Annotated in this window: 19 protein-coding genes; 6 read left to right on the top strand and 13 right to left on the bottom strand. The window is 72.6% G+C overall.

All coding sequences use genetic code 11. From position 1 onward, the window contains the following. Positions 1-30 precede the first annotated feature (30 nt). From rdgB to BT341_RS14115, 5 genes are read right to left on the bottom strand one after another with little or no spacing between them, the layout of a single operon-like run. Positions 31-639, bottom strand: a complete 609-nt coding sequence (rdgB, locus tag BT341_RS14135) for an RdgB/HAM1 family non-canonical purine NTP pyrophosphatase (RefSeq protein WP_072476742.1) — start codon at positions 637-639, stop codon at positions 31-33. Continuing rightward, positions 636-1,412: a ribonuclease PH gene (gene rph, locus BT341_RS14130; RefSeq protein WP_043776727.1), complete on the bottom strand. Its 777-nt coding sequence runs from the start codon at positions 1,410-1,412 to the stop codon at positions 636-638. Before rph ends, rdgB begins: the two co-directional genes overlap by 4 nt. A 23-nt stretch (positions 1,413-1,435) precedes the next feature. Further along, entirely contained in the window at positions 1,436-2,203 is a 768-nt protein-coding gene (locus tag BT341_RS14125; protein ID WP_072476741.1) for an MBL fold metallo-hydrolase, read from the bottom strand. A gap of 29 nt (positions 2,204-2,232) precedes the next feature. Continuing rightward, positions 2,233-3,039: a glutamate racemase gene (murI, locus tag BT341_RS14120; protein ID WP_072476740.1), complete on the bottom strand. Its 807-nt coding sequence runs from the start codon at positions 3,037-3,039 to the stop codon at positions 2,233-2,235. Continuing rightward, complete coding sequence (locus BT341_RS14115) at positions 3,036-3,665, bottom strand: rhomboid family intramembrane serine protease (protein ID WP_072476739.1); 630 nt, start codon at positions 3,663-3,665, stop codon at positions 3,036-3,038. The genes murI and BT341_RS14115 overlap by 4 nt, the downstream gene beginning before the upstream one ends. Before the next feature lie 92 nt (positions 3,666-3,757). Between BT341_RS14115 and BT341_RS14110 the strand changes: the two genes are divergently transcribed. Further along, positions 3,758-4,618, top strand: coding sequence for an arylamine N-acetyltransferase family protein (locus tag BT341_RS14110; protein ID WP_072476738.1), 861 nt, complete (start codon positions 3,758-3,760; stop codon positions 4,616-4,618). On the opposite strand, the gene BT341_RS14105 is transcribed toward BT341_RS14110, so the two are convergent. From BT341_RS14105 to BT341_RS14085, 4 genes are all read right to left on the bottom strand, one after another. Then, entirely contained in the window at positions 4,576-5,292 is a 717-nt protein-coding gene (locus BT341_RS14105) for an aspartate/glutamate racemase family protein (protein ID WP_072476737.1), read from the bottom strand. The two genes, BT341_RS14110 and BT341_RS14105, sit on opposite strands and share 43 nt — an antisense overlap. A gap of 854 nt (positions 5,293-6,146) precedes the next feature. Further along, positions 6,147-7,097 carry a PLP-dependent cysteine synthase family protein gene (locus BT341_RS14095; RefSeq protein WP_072476736.1) on the bottom strand — a complete coding sequence of 317 codons (951 nt, stop codon included), beginning with the start codon at positions 7,095-7,097 and terminating at the stop codon, positions 6,147-6,149. Between the two features lie 3 nt (positions 7,098-7,100). Then, entirely contained in the window at positions 7,101-7,373 is a 273-nt protein-coding gene (locus BT341_RS14090; protein ID WP_072476735.1) for a MoaD/ThiS family protein, read from the bottom strand. A 64-nt stretch (positions 7,374-7,437) separates the two neighbouring features. Continuing rightward, positions 7,438-7,845 (bottom strand): M67 family metallopeptidase, encoded by a 408-nt coding sequence (locus BT341_RS14085; RefSeq protein WP_072476734.1) that lies wholly within the window; start codon positions 7,843-7,845, stop codon positions 7,438-7,440. 46 nt (positions 7,846-7,891) lie between these two features. Here BT341_RS14085 and BT341_RS14080 point away from each other — a divergent pair, with 46 nt between their 5' ends. Beyond that, positions 7,892-8,281 (top strand): hypothetical protein, encoded by a 390-nt coding sequence (locus BT341_RS14080; protein ID WP_245804965.1) that lies wholly within the window; start codon positions 7,892-7,894, stop codon positions 8,279-8,281. Between the two features lies 1 nt (position 8,282). On the opposite strand, the gene BT341_RS14075 is transcribed toward BT341_RS14080, so the two are convergent. From BT341_RS14075 to clpS, 3 genes are read right to left on the bottom strand one after another with little or no spacing between them, the layout of a single operon-like run. Next, positions 8,283-9,263 (bottom strand): P1 family peptidase, encoded by a 981-nt coding sequence (locus BT341_RS14075; RefSeq protein ID WP_072476733.1) that lies wholly within the window; start codon positions 9,261-9,263, stop codon positions 8,283-8,285. Then, the gene (locus tag BT341_RS14070; RefSeq protein WP_072476732.1) at positions 9,260-9,817 is read right to left on the bottom strand and encodes a DUF2017 domain-containing protein; all 558 of its coding nucleotides are present in this window, start codon (positions 9,815-9,817) and stop codon (positions 9,260-9,262) included. The genes BT341_RS14075 and BT341_RS14070 overlap by 4 nt, the downstream gene beginning before the upstream one ends. Continuing rightward, positions 9,814-10,113, bottom strand: a complete 300-nt coding sequence (gene clpS, locus BT341_RS14065; protein WP_072476731.1) for an ATP-dependent Clp protease adapter ClpS — start codon at positions 10,111-10,113, stop codon at positions 9,814-9,816. The genes BT341_RS14070 and clpS overlap by 4 nt, the downstream gene beginning before the upstream one ends. Before the next feature lie 75 nt (positions 10,114-10,188). On the opposite strand from clpS, the gene BT341_RS14060 reads away from it, so the two are divergent. The 3 genes from BT341_RS14060 to BT341_RS14050 are packed head-to-tail and all read left to right on the top strand — an operon-like array spanning position 10,189 to position 12,713. Continuing rightward, positions 10,189-11,490 carry a nicotinate phosphoribosyltransferase gene (locus tag BT341_RS14060; protein ID WP_072476730.1) on the top strand — a complete coding sequence of 434 codons (1,302 nt, stop codon included), beginning with the start codon at positions 10,189-10,191 and terminating at the stop codon, positions 11,488-11,490. 12 nt (positions 11,491-11,502) lie between these two features. Beyond that, the gene (locus BT341_RS14055) at positions 11,503-12,072 is read left to right on the top strand and encodes an isochorismatase family protein (RefSeq protein ID WP_072476729.1); all 570 of its coding nucleotides are present in this window, start codon (positions 11,503-11,505) and stop codon (positions 12,070-12,072) included. Beyond that, a complete protein-coding gene (locus BT341_RS14050; protein WP_072476728.1) occupies positions 12,069-12,713 on the top strand; it encodes a bifunctional 4-hydroxy-2-oxoglutarate aldolase/2-dehydro-3-deoxy-phosphogluconate aldolase in 645 nt (214 codons plus the stop codon). Before BT341_RS14055 ends, BT341_RS14050 begins: the two co-directional genes overlap by 4 nt. On the opposite strand, the gene BT341_RS14045 is transcribed toward BT341_RS14050, so the two are convergent. After that, a complete protein-coding gene (locus BT341_RS14045) occupies positions 12,714-13,331 on the bottom strand; it encodes a choice-of-anchor P family protein (protein ID WP_072476727.1) in 618 nt (205 codons plus the stop codon). 213 nt (positions 13,332-13,544) lie between these two features. On the opposite strand from BT341_RS14045, the gene BT341_RS14040 reads away from it, so the two are divergent. Then, on the top strand, positions 13,545-14,135 hold the full coding sequence (locus tag BT341_RS14040; RefSeq protein ID WP_072476726.1) for a biotin transporter BioY: 591 nt from the start codon (positions 13,545-13,547) through the stop codon (positions 14,133-14,135). Positions 14,136-14,173: the final 38 nt, after the last annotated feature.

The following is a 14,173-nucleotide window of genomic DNA, read 5'->3' as shown; positions in this document are numbered from 1 at the left end:
CGCACCGAAGGCCGCCTTGGGGCGTTTGGGTCAGGCCGTCGCCAGGTTCTTCAGCGCCGGGAGCAGCGCCCGCAATGCGCGGCCCCGGTGCGAGACCGCGTCCTTCTCCGCCGGCGCCATCTCCGCCGACGTCCGGGTTTCGCCGTCCGGCCGGAAGATCGGGTCGTAGCCGAAGCCGTTCGTGCCGCGGCGCTCGCGGACCAGCGTTCCGCGCCACTCGCCGCGCACCAGCGTCTCCTCGCCGGAGGGCAGGACCAGCGCCGCCGCGCAGACGAACTGGGCGCCGCGACGCTCGTCCGGGACGTCCCGCAGCTGGCCCAGCACCAGGTCCAGGTTCGCCTCGTCGTCGCCGTGCTTGCCGGACCAGCGGGCCGACAGCACGCCCGGCATGCCGTTCAGCGCGTCCACCGCGATGCCGGAGTCGTCGGCGATCGCGGGCAGGCCCGTCGCCGCCACCGCGTCACGGGCCTTCGCGACCGCGTTGCCCTCGAAGTCCGGCGCCGTCTCGGGCGCTTCGGGGAACGACGGGACGTCCGCGAGCCCGAGCACCTCGATCCCGGAAATGCCCTCGGCCTCGAGGATCCGCCGCAGCTCACCCAGCTTCTTCGCGTTGCGCGTGGCCAGCAGCAGCTTCGTCACTTCGAGCCCTTCTTCTTGTCGGGACGCGGTTCCGGCAGCTCGCCGGGGTACGGCAGGGCCAGCGCCTCGTTCTGCAGCCGGGTCAGCTCCGCGCAGCCGGCCAGCGCCATGTCGAGCATGGTGTCCAAAGTGGACCGCGCGAAGGTCGCGCCCTCACCGGTGCCCTGGACCTCGATCAGCGTGCCCGCGTCGGTGGCGACGACGTTCATGTCGACCTCGGCGCGCGAGTCCTCTTCGTACGGCAGGTCGAGCCGCACCCGGCCGTCGACCACGCCGACGCTCACCGCCGCCACCGAAGACGACAGCGGCTGCGGGTCGTTGAGCCGGTTCGCCGCGCCCAGCCACGTGATCGCGTCCGCCAGCGCGACGTACCCGCCGGTCACCGCGGCCGTGCGGGTGCCGCCGTCGGCCTGGATGACGTCGCAGTCGATCACGATCGTGTTCTCGCCCAGCGCCGCCAGGTCGATGCAGGCCCGCAGCGACCGGCCGATCAGCCGCGAGATCTCGTGCGTGCGGCCGCCGATCCGGCCCTTCACCGACTCGCGGTCACTGCGGGTGTTGGTCGCGGACGGCAGCATCGCGTACTCGGCCGTCACCCAGCCGAGGCCGGAGCCGGCCCGCCAGCGCGGCACCCCTTCGGTGACGCTCGCCGCGCACAGCACCCGGGTGTTGCCGAATTCGATCAGCACCGACCCGGCCGGCCACTGCTGGAACCCCCGGGTGATCTTGATGTCACGGAGCTGGTCGTCGTTCCTGCCGTCTTTTCGAGCCACGGGGAGCACTCTAGGACCGGCGTTCACACGTCGTAGACGGCACCCTGCTTGACGACCTCGGCCCCCGGGAACTCGGCCGACGCCTCGGCCAGGACCGCGCCGGCGTCGGTCCACGGCGCGATGTGCGTCAACAGCAGCCGCCCGACACCGGCGTCGCGCGCCAGCTCGCCGGCCTGCTTCCCGGACAGGTGCACCCCGGCGGGCCGCTCCGCCGAGTCCGTCCAGGACGCCTCCGCGAGCAGCAGGTCGACGCCGTCGGCGAGCTCGTTCAGCGCCGTGCACGGCCCGGTGTCGCCGGTGAACGCCAGGATCCGGCCGCCGTAGGAGATGCGCAGGCCGTACGCCGGGGTCGGGTGGTCGACCTCGACCGCGACGACGTCGAACGGCCCGATCCGGAACGGCTCCGGCCGCAGCGGGAAGAACTCGTAGACGTCGGAGAGGTCGGTGACGGCCCGCTCGGTCTCGTTCGGCGCGTACGCGTTCGCCAGGCGCGTCGGGGCGTCCGGTGGCGCGTACAGCGGCAGCAGCCGCGGGCGCGCCGGGTACGGCGGCGCCGGGTGGTAGCGCCGCAGGACGGTGAGCGCGCTGACGTCGGCGCAGTGGTCGGGATGCAGGTGCGTGAGCACCAGCGCGTCGAGGTCGAACGGGTCGGCCACGGCCTGCAGCTGCGCCAGCGTGCCGTTGCCGAGCTCGAGACCGAGCAGGAAGCCTTCGGCCTCGACCAGGTAACCGGACGCGGCGGTGTTCGGCCCGGGAATGCTGCCGGAACACCCGAGGATGGTCAGTCGCACGACGACACCCTAAGCGCCCGGACCGGCGATCACGCGGTGGTGGGAGCGAGGACACCCGGGGCGAACCCCATGAACCGCTGGGCGAGCCGGGTGAACGGCTCGGCCGAGCCCGTGGCGAGGAACTCGTGCCGCGGCGGGGTCTGCCTGGTCGTCAGCAGGTCCCGCTCGGTCAGTACCCGGACGACGTCCTTCGCGGTCTCCTCGGCGCTGCTCACCAGGGTGACCTGCTGGCCCATGACGATCTGCAGCACGCCCTGCAGGAGCGGGTAGTGCGTGCAGCCGAGCACGAGGGTGTCGACCTCGGCGTCGAGCAGCGGCTGCAGGTAGCCCTCGGCGAGCCCGAGCACCTGCCGCCCGGACGTGATGCCGCGCTCGACGAAGTCGACGAACCGCGGGCAGGCGACGCTGGTGAGCGTGATGCCGGGCGCCGCGGCGAACGCGTCGTCGTAGGCGCGGGACCGCACGGTGCCCTCCGTGCCGATCACGCCGACCCGGCCGGTGTGCGTGGCCACGGCGGCCCGGCGCGCGGCGGGCAGGACGACCTCGATCACCGGGACGTCGTAGCGCTCGCGGGCGTCGCGCAGGCACGCCGCGGACGCCGTGTTGCACGCGATGACCAGGGCCTTCACCCCGCTTTCGACGATCTCGTCGAGTGCCGCGAGCGCGTAGCTGCGGGCAGTCGCGATCGGGAGCGGGCCATACGGGTTGTGCGCCGTGTCGCCGACGTAGCGGAGCTGCTCGGCGGGCAGCTGCTCGAGGATCGCCCGCGCGACCGTCAGCCCGCCGACGCCGGAATCGAACACGCCGATCGGGGCATCAGCGGGCGGAGACGTCACGCTTCGAGGTTACCCGGGGCGCGCTTGCCCCGGCGGCGGGTGGTCAGCCACGCCGCGAGGACGCCGGCCAGCGCGCCGAAGACGTGGCCCTGCCAGGAAACCCCCGGAGTGCCCGGCAGGAGACCGGCCAGCATGCCGCTCCACACGCCCAGCAGGACGACGGCGACGAGGATCTGCCCGGCGGCGCGGTTGAAGATGCCGCGGACCAGCAGGTAGGCGAGCCAGCCGAAGGCCAGCCCGGACGCGCCGACGGTGACCGTGTTCGCCGGCCCGATCAGCCACACCCCGAGCCCGGACACCACCCAGATGATGGCCGTGACCAGCGCGAACCGGCCGATGCCCGCGGCCATGGCGAGGAAGGAGAGCACGAGCACGGGGACGGTGTTCGCGAACAGGTGCGACCAGCCGGCGTGCAGCAGCGGCGCGAACAGCACGCCGTCGAGGCCGGACAGCTCGCGCGAATGGATGCCGCCCTGGTCCAGGTCGCCGGGCAGGATCACGTCCACCAGCTCCACCAGGTAGAGCAGGAGGGTGAACGAGAGCGCGACGAGCGCGGCCGCCTTCGGCCGCGGCGGCAGCACGCGCTTGGCGGCGTCGGTTTCCGGGGCGGGGTTGAGTGTGCTCACGTTTCCGAGGCTACGTCGGCTTCCGGTGGCCGCGCCTCGGGTGAAATCCCTGATCCCGCGTTTTGTCGGTGGTGGCCGCTAGCGTCTCGGCCATGGGGAACTTCGACGTCACCGGATACCTCGAGCGGCTCGGCGTGGACGCGCGGCCGCCGAGTTTCGCCGCCCTGCGGCGGCTGCACGCGGCGCACGTGGAGCGTGTGCCGTACGAGGCATTGGAGGTCCAGCTGGGGCGGATCACGTCGCTGGAGCCGTCGGCGTCGCTCGCGCGGATCCTGCGCGGCCGCGGCGGGTACTGCTACCACCTCAACGGCGCCTTCGCGGCCCTGCTGACCGCGCTCGGCTACCAGGTCACGTGGCACATCGGCGGGGTGCAGAGCGGCCCGGGCGACGCGCCGAACGTCGACCGGAACCACCTGGCGCTGACCGTCGCGGGGCTGCCGGACGCGCCGGGGACGACGTGGCTGGTGGACGTCGGGCTGGGTGACGGCCCGCACGAGCCGCTGCCGCTGCGCGAAGGCGCGTACCGCCAAGGCCCGTACACGTACCGGCTGCGGCGGTCGGAGGTCGCCCCGGGCGGCTGGCGGTTCGACCACGACCCGTCGGGCAGCTTCACGGGCATGGACTTCGCGCCCGGCCCGGCCAAGCCGGCCGACTTCGCGGACAAGCACATCTGGCTGTCGACGGCGCCGGAGTCGGGGTTCGTGCGGGTCTGCGTGCTCCAGCGCCGGGACGTGACGGGCGTGGACACGCTGCGGGCGCTGACCCTGAACCGCCACGGCGCGCAGGAGCTCCTCGAGTCACCGCAGGACTGGTGGGCGGCGGCCGCGGACGTCTTCGGGATCTCGCCGGAGCTGTTCACGGCCGAGGAGCGCGAGCGGCTGTGGCGGCAGGTCGTCGAGCAGCACGAGGCTCACGTCGGCGGCCGGGGCAGCGAGGTGGTGCCCAGCGCGTAGTCCACCGCCGCGTCGGCGTGCAGGCGGGTCGTGGGGAAGGTCGGCACCGGGGAGTCCCCGGAGCCGACCAGCAGCTCGATCTCGGTGCAGCCGTAGATGACGCCTTCGGCGCCCGCCGCGACGAGCCGGGCGATGACCTCGCGGTAGGCCTGCCGCGAGGCGTCGTCGACGATCCCGAGCACGAGTTCGTCGTAGATGACGCGGTGCACGAGATCGCGGTCCGCCTCGTCGGGGACGAGCACGTCGAGGCCGTGCGCGGCGAGCCGGTCGCGGTAGAAGGGCTGGCCCATGGTGAACCCGGTGCCGAGCAGCCCGACCCGCCGGACGCCGGCCGCCTTGATGGCCGCCGCGGTGGCGTCGCCGAGGTGCAGCAGCGGGATGCCGAGGCCGTCGGCCAGCCGGTCGGCGACCTTGTGCATGGTGTTGGTGCAGAGCACGACGAACTCGGCACCGGCGGCTTCGAGCGCCTTGGCGGCCCGGTTCAGCTCGGCACCGGCATCGTCCCACCGCCCGTCGGCCTGCATCCGCTCGATGGCGGCGAAGTCGACGGAGTAGAGGACGGTGTGCGCCGAGTGGAACCCGCCGAGCCGGGTTTTCACGCGTTCGTTGACGAGCCGGTAGTACTCGATCGACGATTCCCAGCTCATGCCGCCGAGCAACCCGATGACCTTCATGCCTCCAGCATGCCGGAGGCGGGCAGCGGCACTCGCCGCCCGCGACCGCGAAACCGGCGTGCCGAGGGCGTGTCCTCGAAGCCAGATGAGCAGCGTGGCCAGGTCGACCATGCCTCGGTAGGAAGTCGCGGTCTTGTCGAATCGGGTAGCGATAGCGCGGAACTGCTTGAGGCGGTCGAAGCAGCGCCCGACGATGTGTTGCGGCGTTGGTAGACGGCGCGGTCGAAGACCGGCGGGCGGCCACCGGTCCGGCTCGGGCGTAGCCGGTTGGCTTGCTGATCCCGGCGCCCGGGGATGGTCGCCGGGCTGTGTCGTCGGCGCAGGTAAGGGCGGACGGCTCGGCTGGAGTAGCCCTTGTCGGCCAGCACCCTGCCCGGCCCGGTCGGCGAACGGCCCGGAGCGGGCCGACAGACCTCGACCCCCCGCCATGACCTGCGTGAACATGGTGCAGTCGTTGACGTTGCGGCCGGTCGGCACGATCGACAAGGGCCGTCCATGACCGTCACAGGCGAGGTGGATCTCGATAGTGGCTCCACCTCGGGATCGGCCGATGACATGATCACCTGGCTCGCTGTGCCCGCACGATGCTGGAATCGACCGAGACCTCGCGGTCGAATTCGTCGATCGCCTCGGCGATCACCCGGGCCTGCGCCACCAGGGCGGACAGAGTGCCGGTCCGCGACCAGCGCCAGAACCGGTTGTAGACCGTCTTCCACGGCCCATGCGTTCGGGCGGATCACGCCACGCCACCCCGGTCTTGGCCTTGGACAACATCCCGTTGATCACCCGCCGATCATCGACCCGCGGACGCTCCTTCCGCACCAGACGCCGGAAGCAACGCCTCGATCACCTGCCTAGGCCCAGAGCTGCCCGTCGAGCCGTTCGGCGGCCTCGTCGAGCGAGCCCGCGTAGGCCCCCGTCGACAGGTACTTCCAGCCCGCGTCCGCGACCACGAAAGCCACGTCCGCCGTTTCGCCGCGGGCCGCCGCCTTCTCGGCCACCGCCAGTGCCGCGTGCAGAACCGCTCCCGTCGAGATGCCTGCGAAGATGCCTTCGTGCTCCAGCAGCTCACGCGTCCGGCGCAGCGCGTCGTAGGCGCCCACCGAGTAGCGGCCGTTGAGCACCGAAGCGTCGTACAGCTCCGGCACGAACCCCTCGTCGAGGTTGCGCAGGCCGTACACCAGCTCGCCGTAGCGCGGCTCGGCCGCGATGATCTGGACGTCCGGCTTCGCCTCGTGCAGGTACCGGCCGACCCCCACCAGGGTCCCGGTCGTGCCGAGGCCGCCGACGAAGTGCGTCAGCGTCGGCAGGTCCTTGAGCAGCTCCGGGCCGGTGCCGCGGTAGTGCGCGTCGGCGTTGGCCGGGTTGCCGTACTGGTACAGCATCACCCAGTCCGGGTTCGCCTCGGCCAGCTCCTTCGCCCGCCGGACGGCCTCGTTCGAGCCGCCCGCGGCCGGCGAGAACACGATCCGCGCGCCGTAGGCCTGCAGTAGCTGCTTGCGCTCGGTCGAAGTGTTCTCCGGCATGACGCAGACCAGCCCGTAGCCCTTGAGCTTGGCGGCCATGGCCAGCGAGATGCCGGTGTTGCCCGACGTCGGCTCCAGGATCGTGGAGCCGCGCCGCAGCTTGCCCTCGCGCTCGGCGGCTTCGATCATGGCCAGCGCGGGCCGGTCCTTGATCGAGCCGGTCGGGTTGCGGTCCTCCAGCTTCGCCCAGAGACGCACGTCGTGCGTCGGCGAGAGCCGGGGCAGCCCGACCAGCGGGGTGCCGCCGAGCGCGTCGAGCAGGGACTCGAAGCGAGCCATCGATCAGCCACCGGCCACGGCGGGGAGGATGGTCAGCGTGTCGCCGTCCTTGACCTCGGCCTCGAGCCCGCCGGCGAAGCGCACGTCCTCGTCGTTGACGTAGACGTTGATGAAGCGGTGCAGCTTCTCCTCCTTCACCAGGCGCGCCTTGATGCCGGCGTGCCGGGACTCGACGTCGTCGATGACCTCGAGGACGGTCGCGCCCTTCGCCTCGACGGACTTCTCGCCGCCGGTGTGGGTGCGCAGGATCGTCGGGATGGAGACGGTCACGGCCATGGGTTCTTACCTCCGGTGGTTTCCTAGACGCAGACGCACTCGGCGCGGCGCTTTATTCCGGTCGTCAGTCGATGATCTCGACCGGCTCCTCGGTGATCTCGGCGTCCACGATCCGGTACGACCGGAACTCGTGCACTTCGGGGTCGCGGGTGGAGACGAGCACGTAGTGCGCGCCGGGCTCGGCCGCGATGTTGGCGTCGGTCCGCGACGGGTAGGCCTCGGTCGCGGTGTGGGAGTGGTAGATCACCACGGGCACCTCGCCGTTGGCGTCCATCTCGCGGTAGAGCTTCAGCAGGTCGCCGGAGTCGAATTCGTAGAACGTCGGCGACCGCGCGGCGTTCAGCATGGGAATGAACCGCTCGGGCGAGTCGGAGCCCTCGGGGCCGGCGATCACCCCGCACGCCTCGTCGGGGTGGTCACGGCGGGCGTGGGCGACGATCTCGTCGACGAGTTCACGGCGGATCCGGAGCACACCGACATCTTAGGTCGTGGACACAAGCTGTCCAGATGATGAGATATTGCGCTCACCAGGACAATCGGCATGCCTCTGCCCGCGATCGCTGCCGGAGTTCCTCCGAGACGGCGAGGGGATCCAGTACCTGCTCCCCGGCATCTCGCTCTACGTCGACGGCGTGCGCACCCGGGCGTCGTTCTTCGTCGTGGTCACCGACCGCAGCGTCACGGTGCTCTACGGCGGCCGGTTCCGGCGGACCTTCCCGAAGGCGGTTCACGACCGGCTGCCCCGGCGCACCGAAATCGGCCCGGTGGAGGCGCACCCGTCGCCCGGGCCGGTCCTCACGGTCGCCGGGCTGCGCCTGGAGATCGACGAGGAGTACGTCGGCGCCGTCCACGCGGCGAACCTCGAAGGGGCTCGCGACCTGCCGCCGGACCCGCTGCCGGAGCTCTGACTCAGCCGAACGCCTCCGGCCAGACGTCCCGGTAGGCCGGCACCCCGCCCGCCGTGGTCGCGGCCAGCAGGCCGTGCACCATGGCCCGCGCGAACACGCGTGCCGCCGCCGAACACAGCGCGTCCAGTGCCGCCGGCCGCGCCGCCGCGCCGAACGGCCCGCCGGCCTCCGGCAGCTCCCGGGCGCCGGTGGCCAGCGCGAACACCGTGTCGCCGTCGAACATCGTGTGGGCGGGACGCACCGCGCGGGCCAGTCCGTCCTGCGCCGCGACCGCGAGCCGGCGGGCCTCGGCCTTCGACAGCGCCGCGTCGACCGCGACCACGCCGATCGTGGTGTTCAGGTCGGTCCGGCGCGGCGGCAGATCCGCAGGTCGCGAAGGCCACTTCACGCCGAAGTCGCCATGGTCGGCCGCGTACGCCCGGCCGGTCGAGAGGTCCACCGCTTCGCCGGCCGCGTTGACCGCCGCCAGCGCCCCGACCGTGTACTCGCCGACGAGCTCGCTGGCCGACCCGACGCCGCCTTTGAGCGACCCGACGGCCGCGCCCGCGCCCGCGCCGACCGTCCCCTGCGCGAAAGACGCCGAAGCCGCTTCGCAGGCCGCGTACCCGAAGGACGCGTCAGGCCGGTTGCCCCACTCGCTGCGCGGCAGGTCGAAGAGCACGGCGGCGGGCACGATGGGCACCACCTCGTGCGGCTGCGTGCCCACCGGAAAGCCGAGGTTCCGCTCCGCGAGCCACCGCATGACGCCGTCGGCCGCGGCCAGGCCGTACGCACTCCCGCCCGACAGGCAGACCGCGTTGACCCGCTGCACCAGGTTCTCCGGCTCGAGCAGGTTCGTCTCGCGCGTGCCGGGCGCGCCGCCGCGCTGGTCGACCGCGCCGACCGCGCCGTCCGGGACGAGGACCACCGTGGTCCCGGTGGCCCAGCCGTCGCCGACCCGCTCGTGGTGCCCGACGAGGACACCGGGCACGTCGGTGATCATCCGGTCAGTGCCTGGATCAGCGTCTCCTGCACCCAGGTCAGCCAGTGGTAGACGCCCAGGTGCGGGGCTCGCGGGTCGTCCTCGGGCAGCTCGTCGGGCATGTCCTCGGTGACGTCGAGCGCGGTGCCCAGCGCCAGGCGGACGTCGTTGAGCGCGCCCAGCCACGCGTCGGCCTGCTCCTCGGTCAGCCGGACGTGCCCGCCGTCGCGGGGCAGCGTGTCCAGCACGATCTTGGCCACGCCGACCTTGATGTCCAGCAGCTCCGGCTCGTGCAGCGAGCGCATCGCCGCGGCCGAGTCGATGTCCTCCCGCGACGGGTTGTCCGGGTCCAGCTTGTGGAAGTCCGGGAGCAAGCGGGACAGCACCGGGTCGTCCGGGGACTCGGTGGGGCCGGTCCGGATGCCGGTCAGCTCGGCCAGCTCGTCCTGCGGCGCCTCCTCGGCGCGCGCGGTGAGCATGTCCTCGAGCTGGCTGACCAGCCCGCGCAGCACCGCCGCCTCCTGCTGCTCGAACCCCGCGTGGATCACCGCGCCCTTGCGCCGCCAACCGTTCACGACGGCTGCTCCATGGTGGCCCACAGGCCGGCCGCGTGCAGCTTCGCCACGTCGGTCTCCACCTTCTCCTTGCTGCCGGACGACACGATCGCCTTGCCCTTGTGGTGCACGTCGAGCATGAGCTTGGTGGCGTGGTCGCGGCTGTAGCCGAACAGCTTCTGGAAGACGTACGTCACGTACGACATGAGGTTGACCGGGTCGTTCCACACCACGGTCCGCCACGGTGTGTCCGCGTCGGCGACTTCCGCGCCGACCGGCTCGACCTGCGTCTGTTCGGATGCGACAGGCGTGGACATGCACCCCATGGTGTCACGGGGGTGACGGGGTACGCCGCGCCAGGTCCGGCCATGTGGGTGAATAGGCTTACCCCCATGGGTTCACCGGAGCCGGCCACAGCCAGCACTGCGCTGCTCACCGACCACTACGAGCTGACCATGCTGGGCAGCGCGCTCGCCGACGGGACGCACGCGCGGCCCTGCGTGTTCGAGGTGTTCGCCCGGCGCCTGCCGGACGGGCGCCGCTACGGCGTCGTCGCGGGCACCGCCCGCGTGCTCGACGCGATCGCGGACTTCCGCTTCACCGACGCCGAGCTGGCGCAGCTGGAAGCCACCGCGGTCGTCGACGACGCGACGCTGTCCTGGCTCGCCGACTACGAGTTCTCGGGTGACATCGACGGCTACCCCGAGGGCGAGCTGTACTTCCCGGGCTCGCCGATCCTGACCGTCACCGGCTCGTTCGGCGAGTGCGTGCTGCTGGAGACGCTGGTCCTGTCGATCCTCAACCACGACAGCGCGATCGCGTCGGCGGCGGCCCGGATGTCCGGCGCCGCGCACGGCCGCCCGATCATCGAGATGGGCGGGCGCCGCACGCACGAGTACGCCGCGGTCGCGGCCGCGCGCGCCGCCTACCTGGCCGGGTTCGCGACGACGTCCAACCTGGAAGCCGGCCGCCGCTACGGCATCCCGACGCGCGGCACCGTCGCGCACGCCTTCATGCTGCTGCACGACAGCGAGGAGGCGGCCTTCCGCGCCCAGGTCGAGAAGATGGGCCCGGACACGACGCTGCTGGTCGACACCTACGACATCACCGCCGGCATCGAGACCGCGGTCCGCGTCGCCGGCCCCGAGCTGGGCGCCATCCGGATCGACTCCGGCGACGTCGGCCCGCTGGCCCGCCGCGCCCGCGAGCAGCTGGACTCGCTCGGCGCTAAGGACACCCGGATCGTCGTCTCCGGCGACCTGGACGAGCACGCCATCGCGGCGCTGCGCGCGGAGCCGGTGGACGCGTACGGCGTCGGCACCTCCGTGGTGACCGGGTCGGGCGCGCCGACCGCCGGCATGGTCTACAAGCTGGTCGAGGTGGACGGCAAACCGGTCGCCAAGCGCAGCGCGCACAAGGAGTCCCGCGGCGGCCGCAAGTCCGCGCTGCGGCGGCACCGCGGCACGGGCACGGCGGTCGAAGAGGTCGTGTGGACCACGGCGGGCGACGCGCCGGAGCCGGAGCCGAACGACCGGCCGCTGCAGATCCCGCTGCTGCGCGCTGGCCGTCCGGTGCCGGACCTGCCTACGCTCGACGACGCGCGGCAGCGGCTGCGCCGCGGCCTGGTCAGCCTGCCGTGGGAGGGCCTCAAGCTTTCGCACGGCGAGCCCGCCATCCCGACGCTGTTTCTCTGAACGGAGCTCGACATGGGGACCGCGCTGATCGTGGTGGACGTGCAGAACGACTTCTGCGAAGGGGGCTCGCTGGCCGTCGAAGGCGGCGCAGCGGCCGCCGAGGCGATCTCGGCGCTCAGCGTGTCCGGCGGCTACTCGCACGTGGTCGCCACCCGCGACTACCACATCGACCCCGGTGGCCACTTCAGCGCGACGCCCGACTTCAAGGACAGCTGGCCGCCGCACTGCGTGGCGGGCACGCCCGGCGCGTCGTTCCACCCGGCCCTCGACGTCGTCCCGATCGGCGAGGTCTTCTCCAAGGGCCAGTACAGCGCGGCGTACTCCGGCTTCGAAGGCGCGTCCCGGGACGGGAAGTCCCTGGAAACCTGGCTGCGCGAGCACGACGTGACCGACGTCGACATCGTCGGCATCGCGACCGACTACTGCGTGCGGGCCACGGCGCTGGACGCGGCGCGCGCCGGGTTCGGCGTGCGGGTCCTGCTGGACCACACCGCGGGCATCGCCGCCGCGAGCGTCGAGGCCACGCTGCGGGACTTCGCCGAGGCCGGGGTCGCGCACACCGGAACGGCACACGTCGCGTGAAGGACCTGCAGGCGGAGCTGGCCCGGCACCGGCTCGTCGCGATCCTGCGGGCCACGGACGCGTCGCGCTTCGCCGACGCCGCGATGGTCCTGCACGCGGCGGGCGTCCGGCTGCTCGAAGCGACGCTGACGACACCCGGCGCGCCCGCGGCGATCACCGCCCTGCGCCTGGCCCTGGGCGAAGACGCGCTGGTCGGCGCGGGCAGCGTCCGCGAACCGTCCGATGTGGACATCGCGGTGGACGCCGGCGCGGCGTACCTGATCACGCCGACGGTCAACCCGGCGGTCCTGGACCGCGCCGCCGAGCGGGAGACGCCGGTGATCTGCGGCGCGCTGACGCCGACCGAAATCGACCAGGCGTGGCGCCTCGGCGCGGCGGCGGTCAAGGTGTTCCCCGTCGCGGCGGCCGGCGGGATCGCGTACCTGCGCGCGGTGCGGGCCCCGCTGCCGGACGTCCCGCTGGTCCCGACCGGCGGAGTCCACCTCGCCGACGTCGAGGGCTACCTGCGTTCGGGCGCCATCGCGGTCGCGGCGGCGACGCCGTTGCTGGGCGACGCGCTCTCGCCGGGTGGCAGCCTGCCGGACCTGGCCACCCGGGCCGGCGAGTTCGTCGCGGCGGCTGCGCGCTTCGCGACGGCGTAGCTACTTCTTGCCGAACGGGTCGCAGGCCGCCGTGCCCAGGTAGATGTCCCCGCTCGCCGGGCCGCCCTGCGGGAACAGCTCGATGTGCACCGCGTGCGTCACCAGGCTGCCGTCCGGCGGCTGGGGCGTCACGGTCTCGTTGAGGATCACCGTCGCGAGCGCCGTGCCCGCGGGGCCGCCGGGGATGACGATCCGGTGGTTCGGCGGGATCTGCGCGGGCACGGTGATCCCGTCGACCGCGCCGATCGAGACCTCGCCGAGGCTGCCGGTGGCGGTCGTGGCGCACTTCGCCGAGTAGGTGCGCACCGACAGCACCGGGCCGCCGTAGCGCCGCAGCACGGTCGTCTCGAACCGGTGCCCGGACGCCTGCGCGATCGCCACGGCGTCCGAACGCCCGCAGCCGCTCTCGCCGATGCCGAACACCGCGACGTCGCCGGTCGCGCCGCCCTGCGTCCGGGCGCCGTAGGGGCCGTCGGCGGTGCATTTAGCCAGTTCACCGGTGACGACGTGCTCGTTGTCGACGGTCACGTCGAGCGAGCCGGAAGACGCCCATCCGGTGGACGTCACCGGCGCCGCAGCCGCGAGGAGCGGGGCCGCCAGCGTCGTCACCGCCAGCAACCGGAATGTCCTCTTCCTGGCGTTTCGCATGCACCGGCCTCCTCGGTTCCGTGACTGTTCGCAGTGACCCACTTCGTCATCGGCAGCCCCGGTGCCGTCCCTGATCGGGTCCACCCGGACGAGTGGCCGGTGAGGAACGCAACTTCAGGGGTTTCTCCCGGGGTAACGAGCGTTAACCTCGGTCGTCGCGTGTGCTTCACCCAGGGAGGTTTCGTGTCTTCGCTGTCTTTCGCCGGCAAGCGGCCCGTGCTGGCCGACCTCGTGCCCGGCTCCCTCGTCCGGGACATCGCGCTGGTCGCCGGGGGTGCCGTGCTGACCGGCGCCGCCGCGCAGCTGACGATCCCGGTGCCGGGCAGCCCGGTGCCGATGACCGGCCAGACGTTCGCCGCGCTGCTCGTCGGCGCGTCGCTCGGCATGTCGCGCGGTGCCGCGTCGATGCTGGTCTACCTGCTCGTCGGCGCCGTGGGCGTGCCGTGGTTCCAGCACGGCACCGCGGGCCTGTCGGGCGCGAGCGCCGGCTACATCGTCGGGTTCGTCTTCGCCGGCGCGCTGGTGGGCGCGCTCGCCGGCCGCGGCGGTGACCGGACGCCGGTGCGCACCGCGGGCACGATGGTGCTCGGCAACGTCGTGATCTACGCGTTCGGCGTGCCGTGGCTGATGGCGGCGACCGGGTTCGACCTGGCCACGGCGTTCGCCAAGGGTGTCACGCCGTTCCTCGTCGGCGACGCGATCAAGATCGTCGTGGCCGCCGGGCTCCTGCCGCTGACCTGGAAGCTGGTCTCGGGCCGCCGCGCCGAAGACTGAGCACCGGCCGGAGGGGCCTTCCCGCGCTCGCGGGGAGG

It is taken from the genome of Amycolatopsis australiensis (genome assembly GCF_900119165.1).
GTDB classification, from domain to species: domain Bacteria; phylum Actinomycetota; class Actinomycetes; order Mycobacteriales; family Pseudonocardiaceae; genus Amycolatopsis; species Amycolatopsis australiensis.
This window is presented reverse-complemented; position numbering and strand designations above follow the sequence as displayed.

What these genes read in the sequence shown, in the direction of transcription:
- BT341_RS14110 (WP_072476738.1), top strand. Translation starts at nt 3,758, where the DNA reads ATGGGGAACTTCGACGTCACCGGATACCTCGAGCGGCTCGGCGTGGAC.
- clpS (WP_072476731.1), bottom strand. Translation starts at nt 10,113, where the DNA reads ATGTCCACGCCTGTCGCATCCGAACAGACGCAGGTCGAGCCGGTCGGC.
- BT341_RS14090 (WP_072476735.1), bottom strand. Translation starts at nt 7,373, where the DNA reads ATGGCCGTGACCGTCTCCATCCCGACGATCCTGCGCACCCACACCGGC.
- BT341_RS14095 (WP_072476736.1), bottom strand. Translation starts at nt 7,097, where the DNA reads ATGGCTCGCTTCGAGTCCCTGCTCGACGCGCTCGGCGGCACCCCGCTG.
- BT341_RS14105 (WP_072476737.1), bottom strand. Translation starts at nt 5,292, where the DNA reads ATGAAGGTCATCGGGTTGCTCGGCGGCATGAGCTGGGAATCGTCGATC.
- BT341_RS14055 (WP_072476729.1), top strand. Translation starts at nt 11,503, where the DNA reads ATGGGGACCGCGCTGATCGTGGTGGACGTGCAGAACGACTTCTGCGAA.
- BT341_RS14060 (WP_072476730.1), top strand. Translation starts at nt 10,189, where the DNA reads ATGGGTTCACCGGAGCCGGCCACAGCCAGCACTGCGCTGCTCACCGAC.
- BT341_RS14075 (WP_072476733.1), bottom strand. Translation starts at nt 9,263, where the DNA reads ATGATCACCGACGTGCCCGGTGTCCTCGTCGGGCACCACGAGCGGGTC.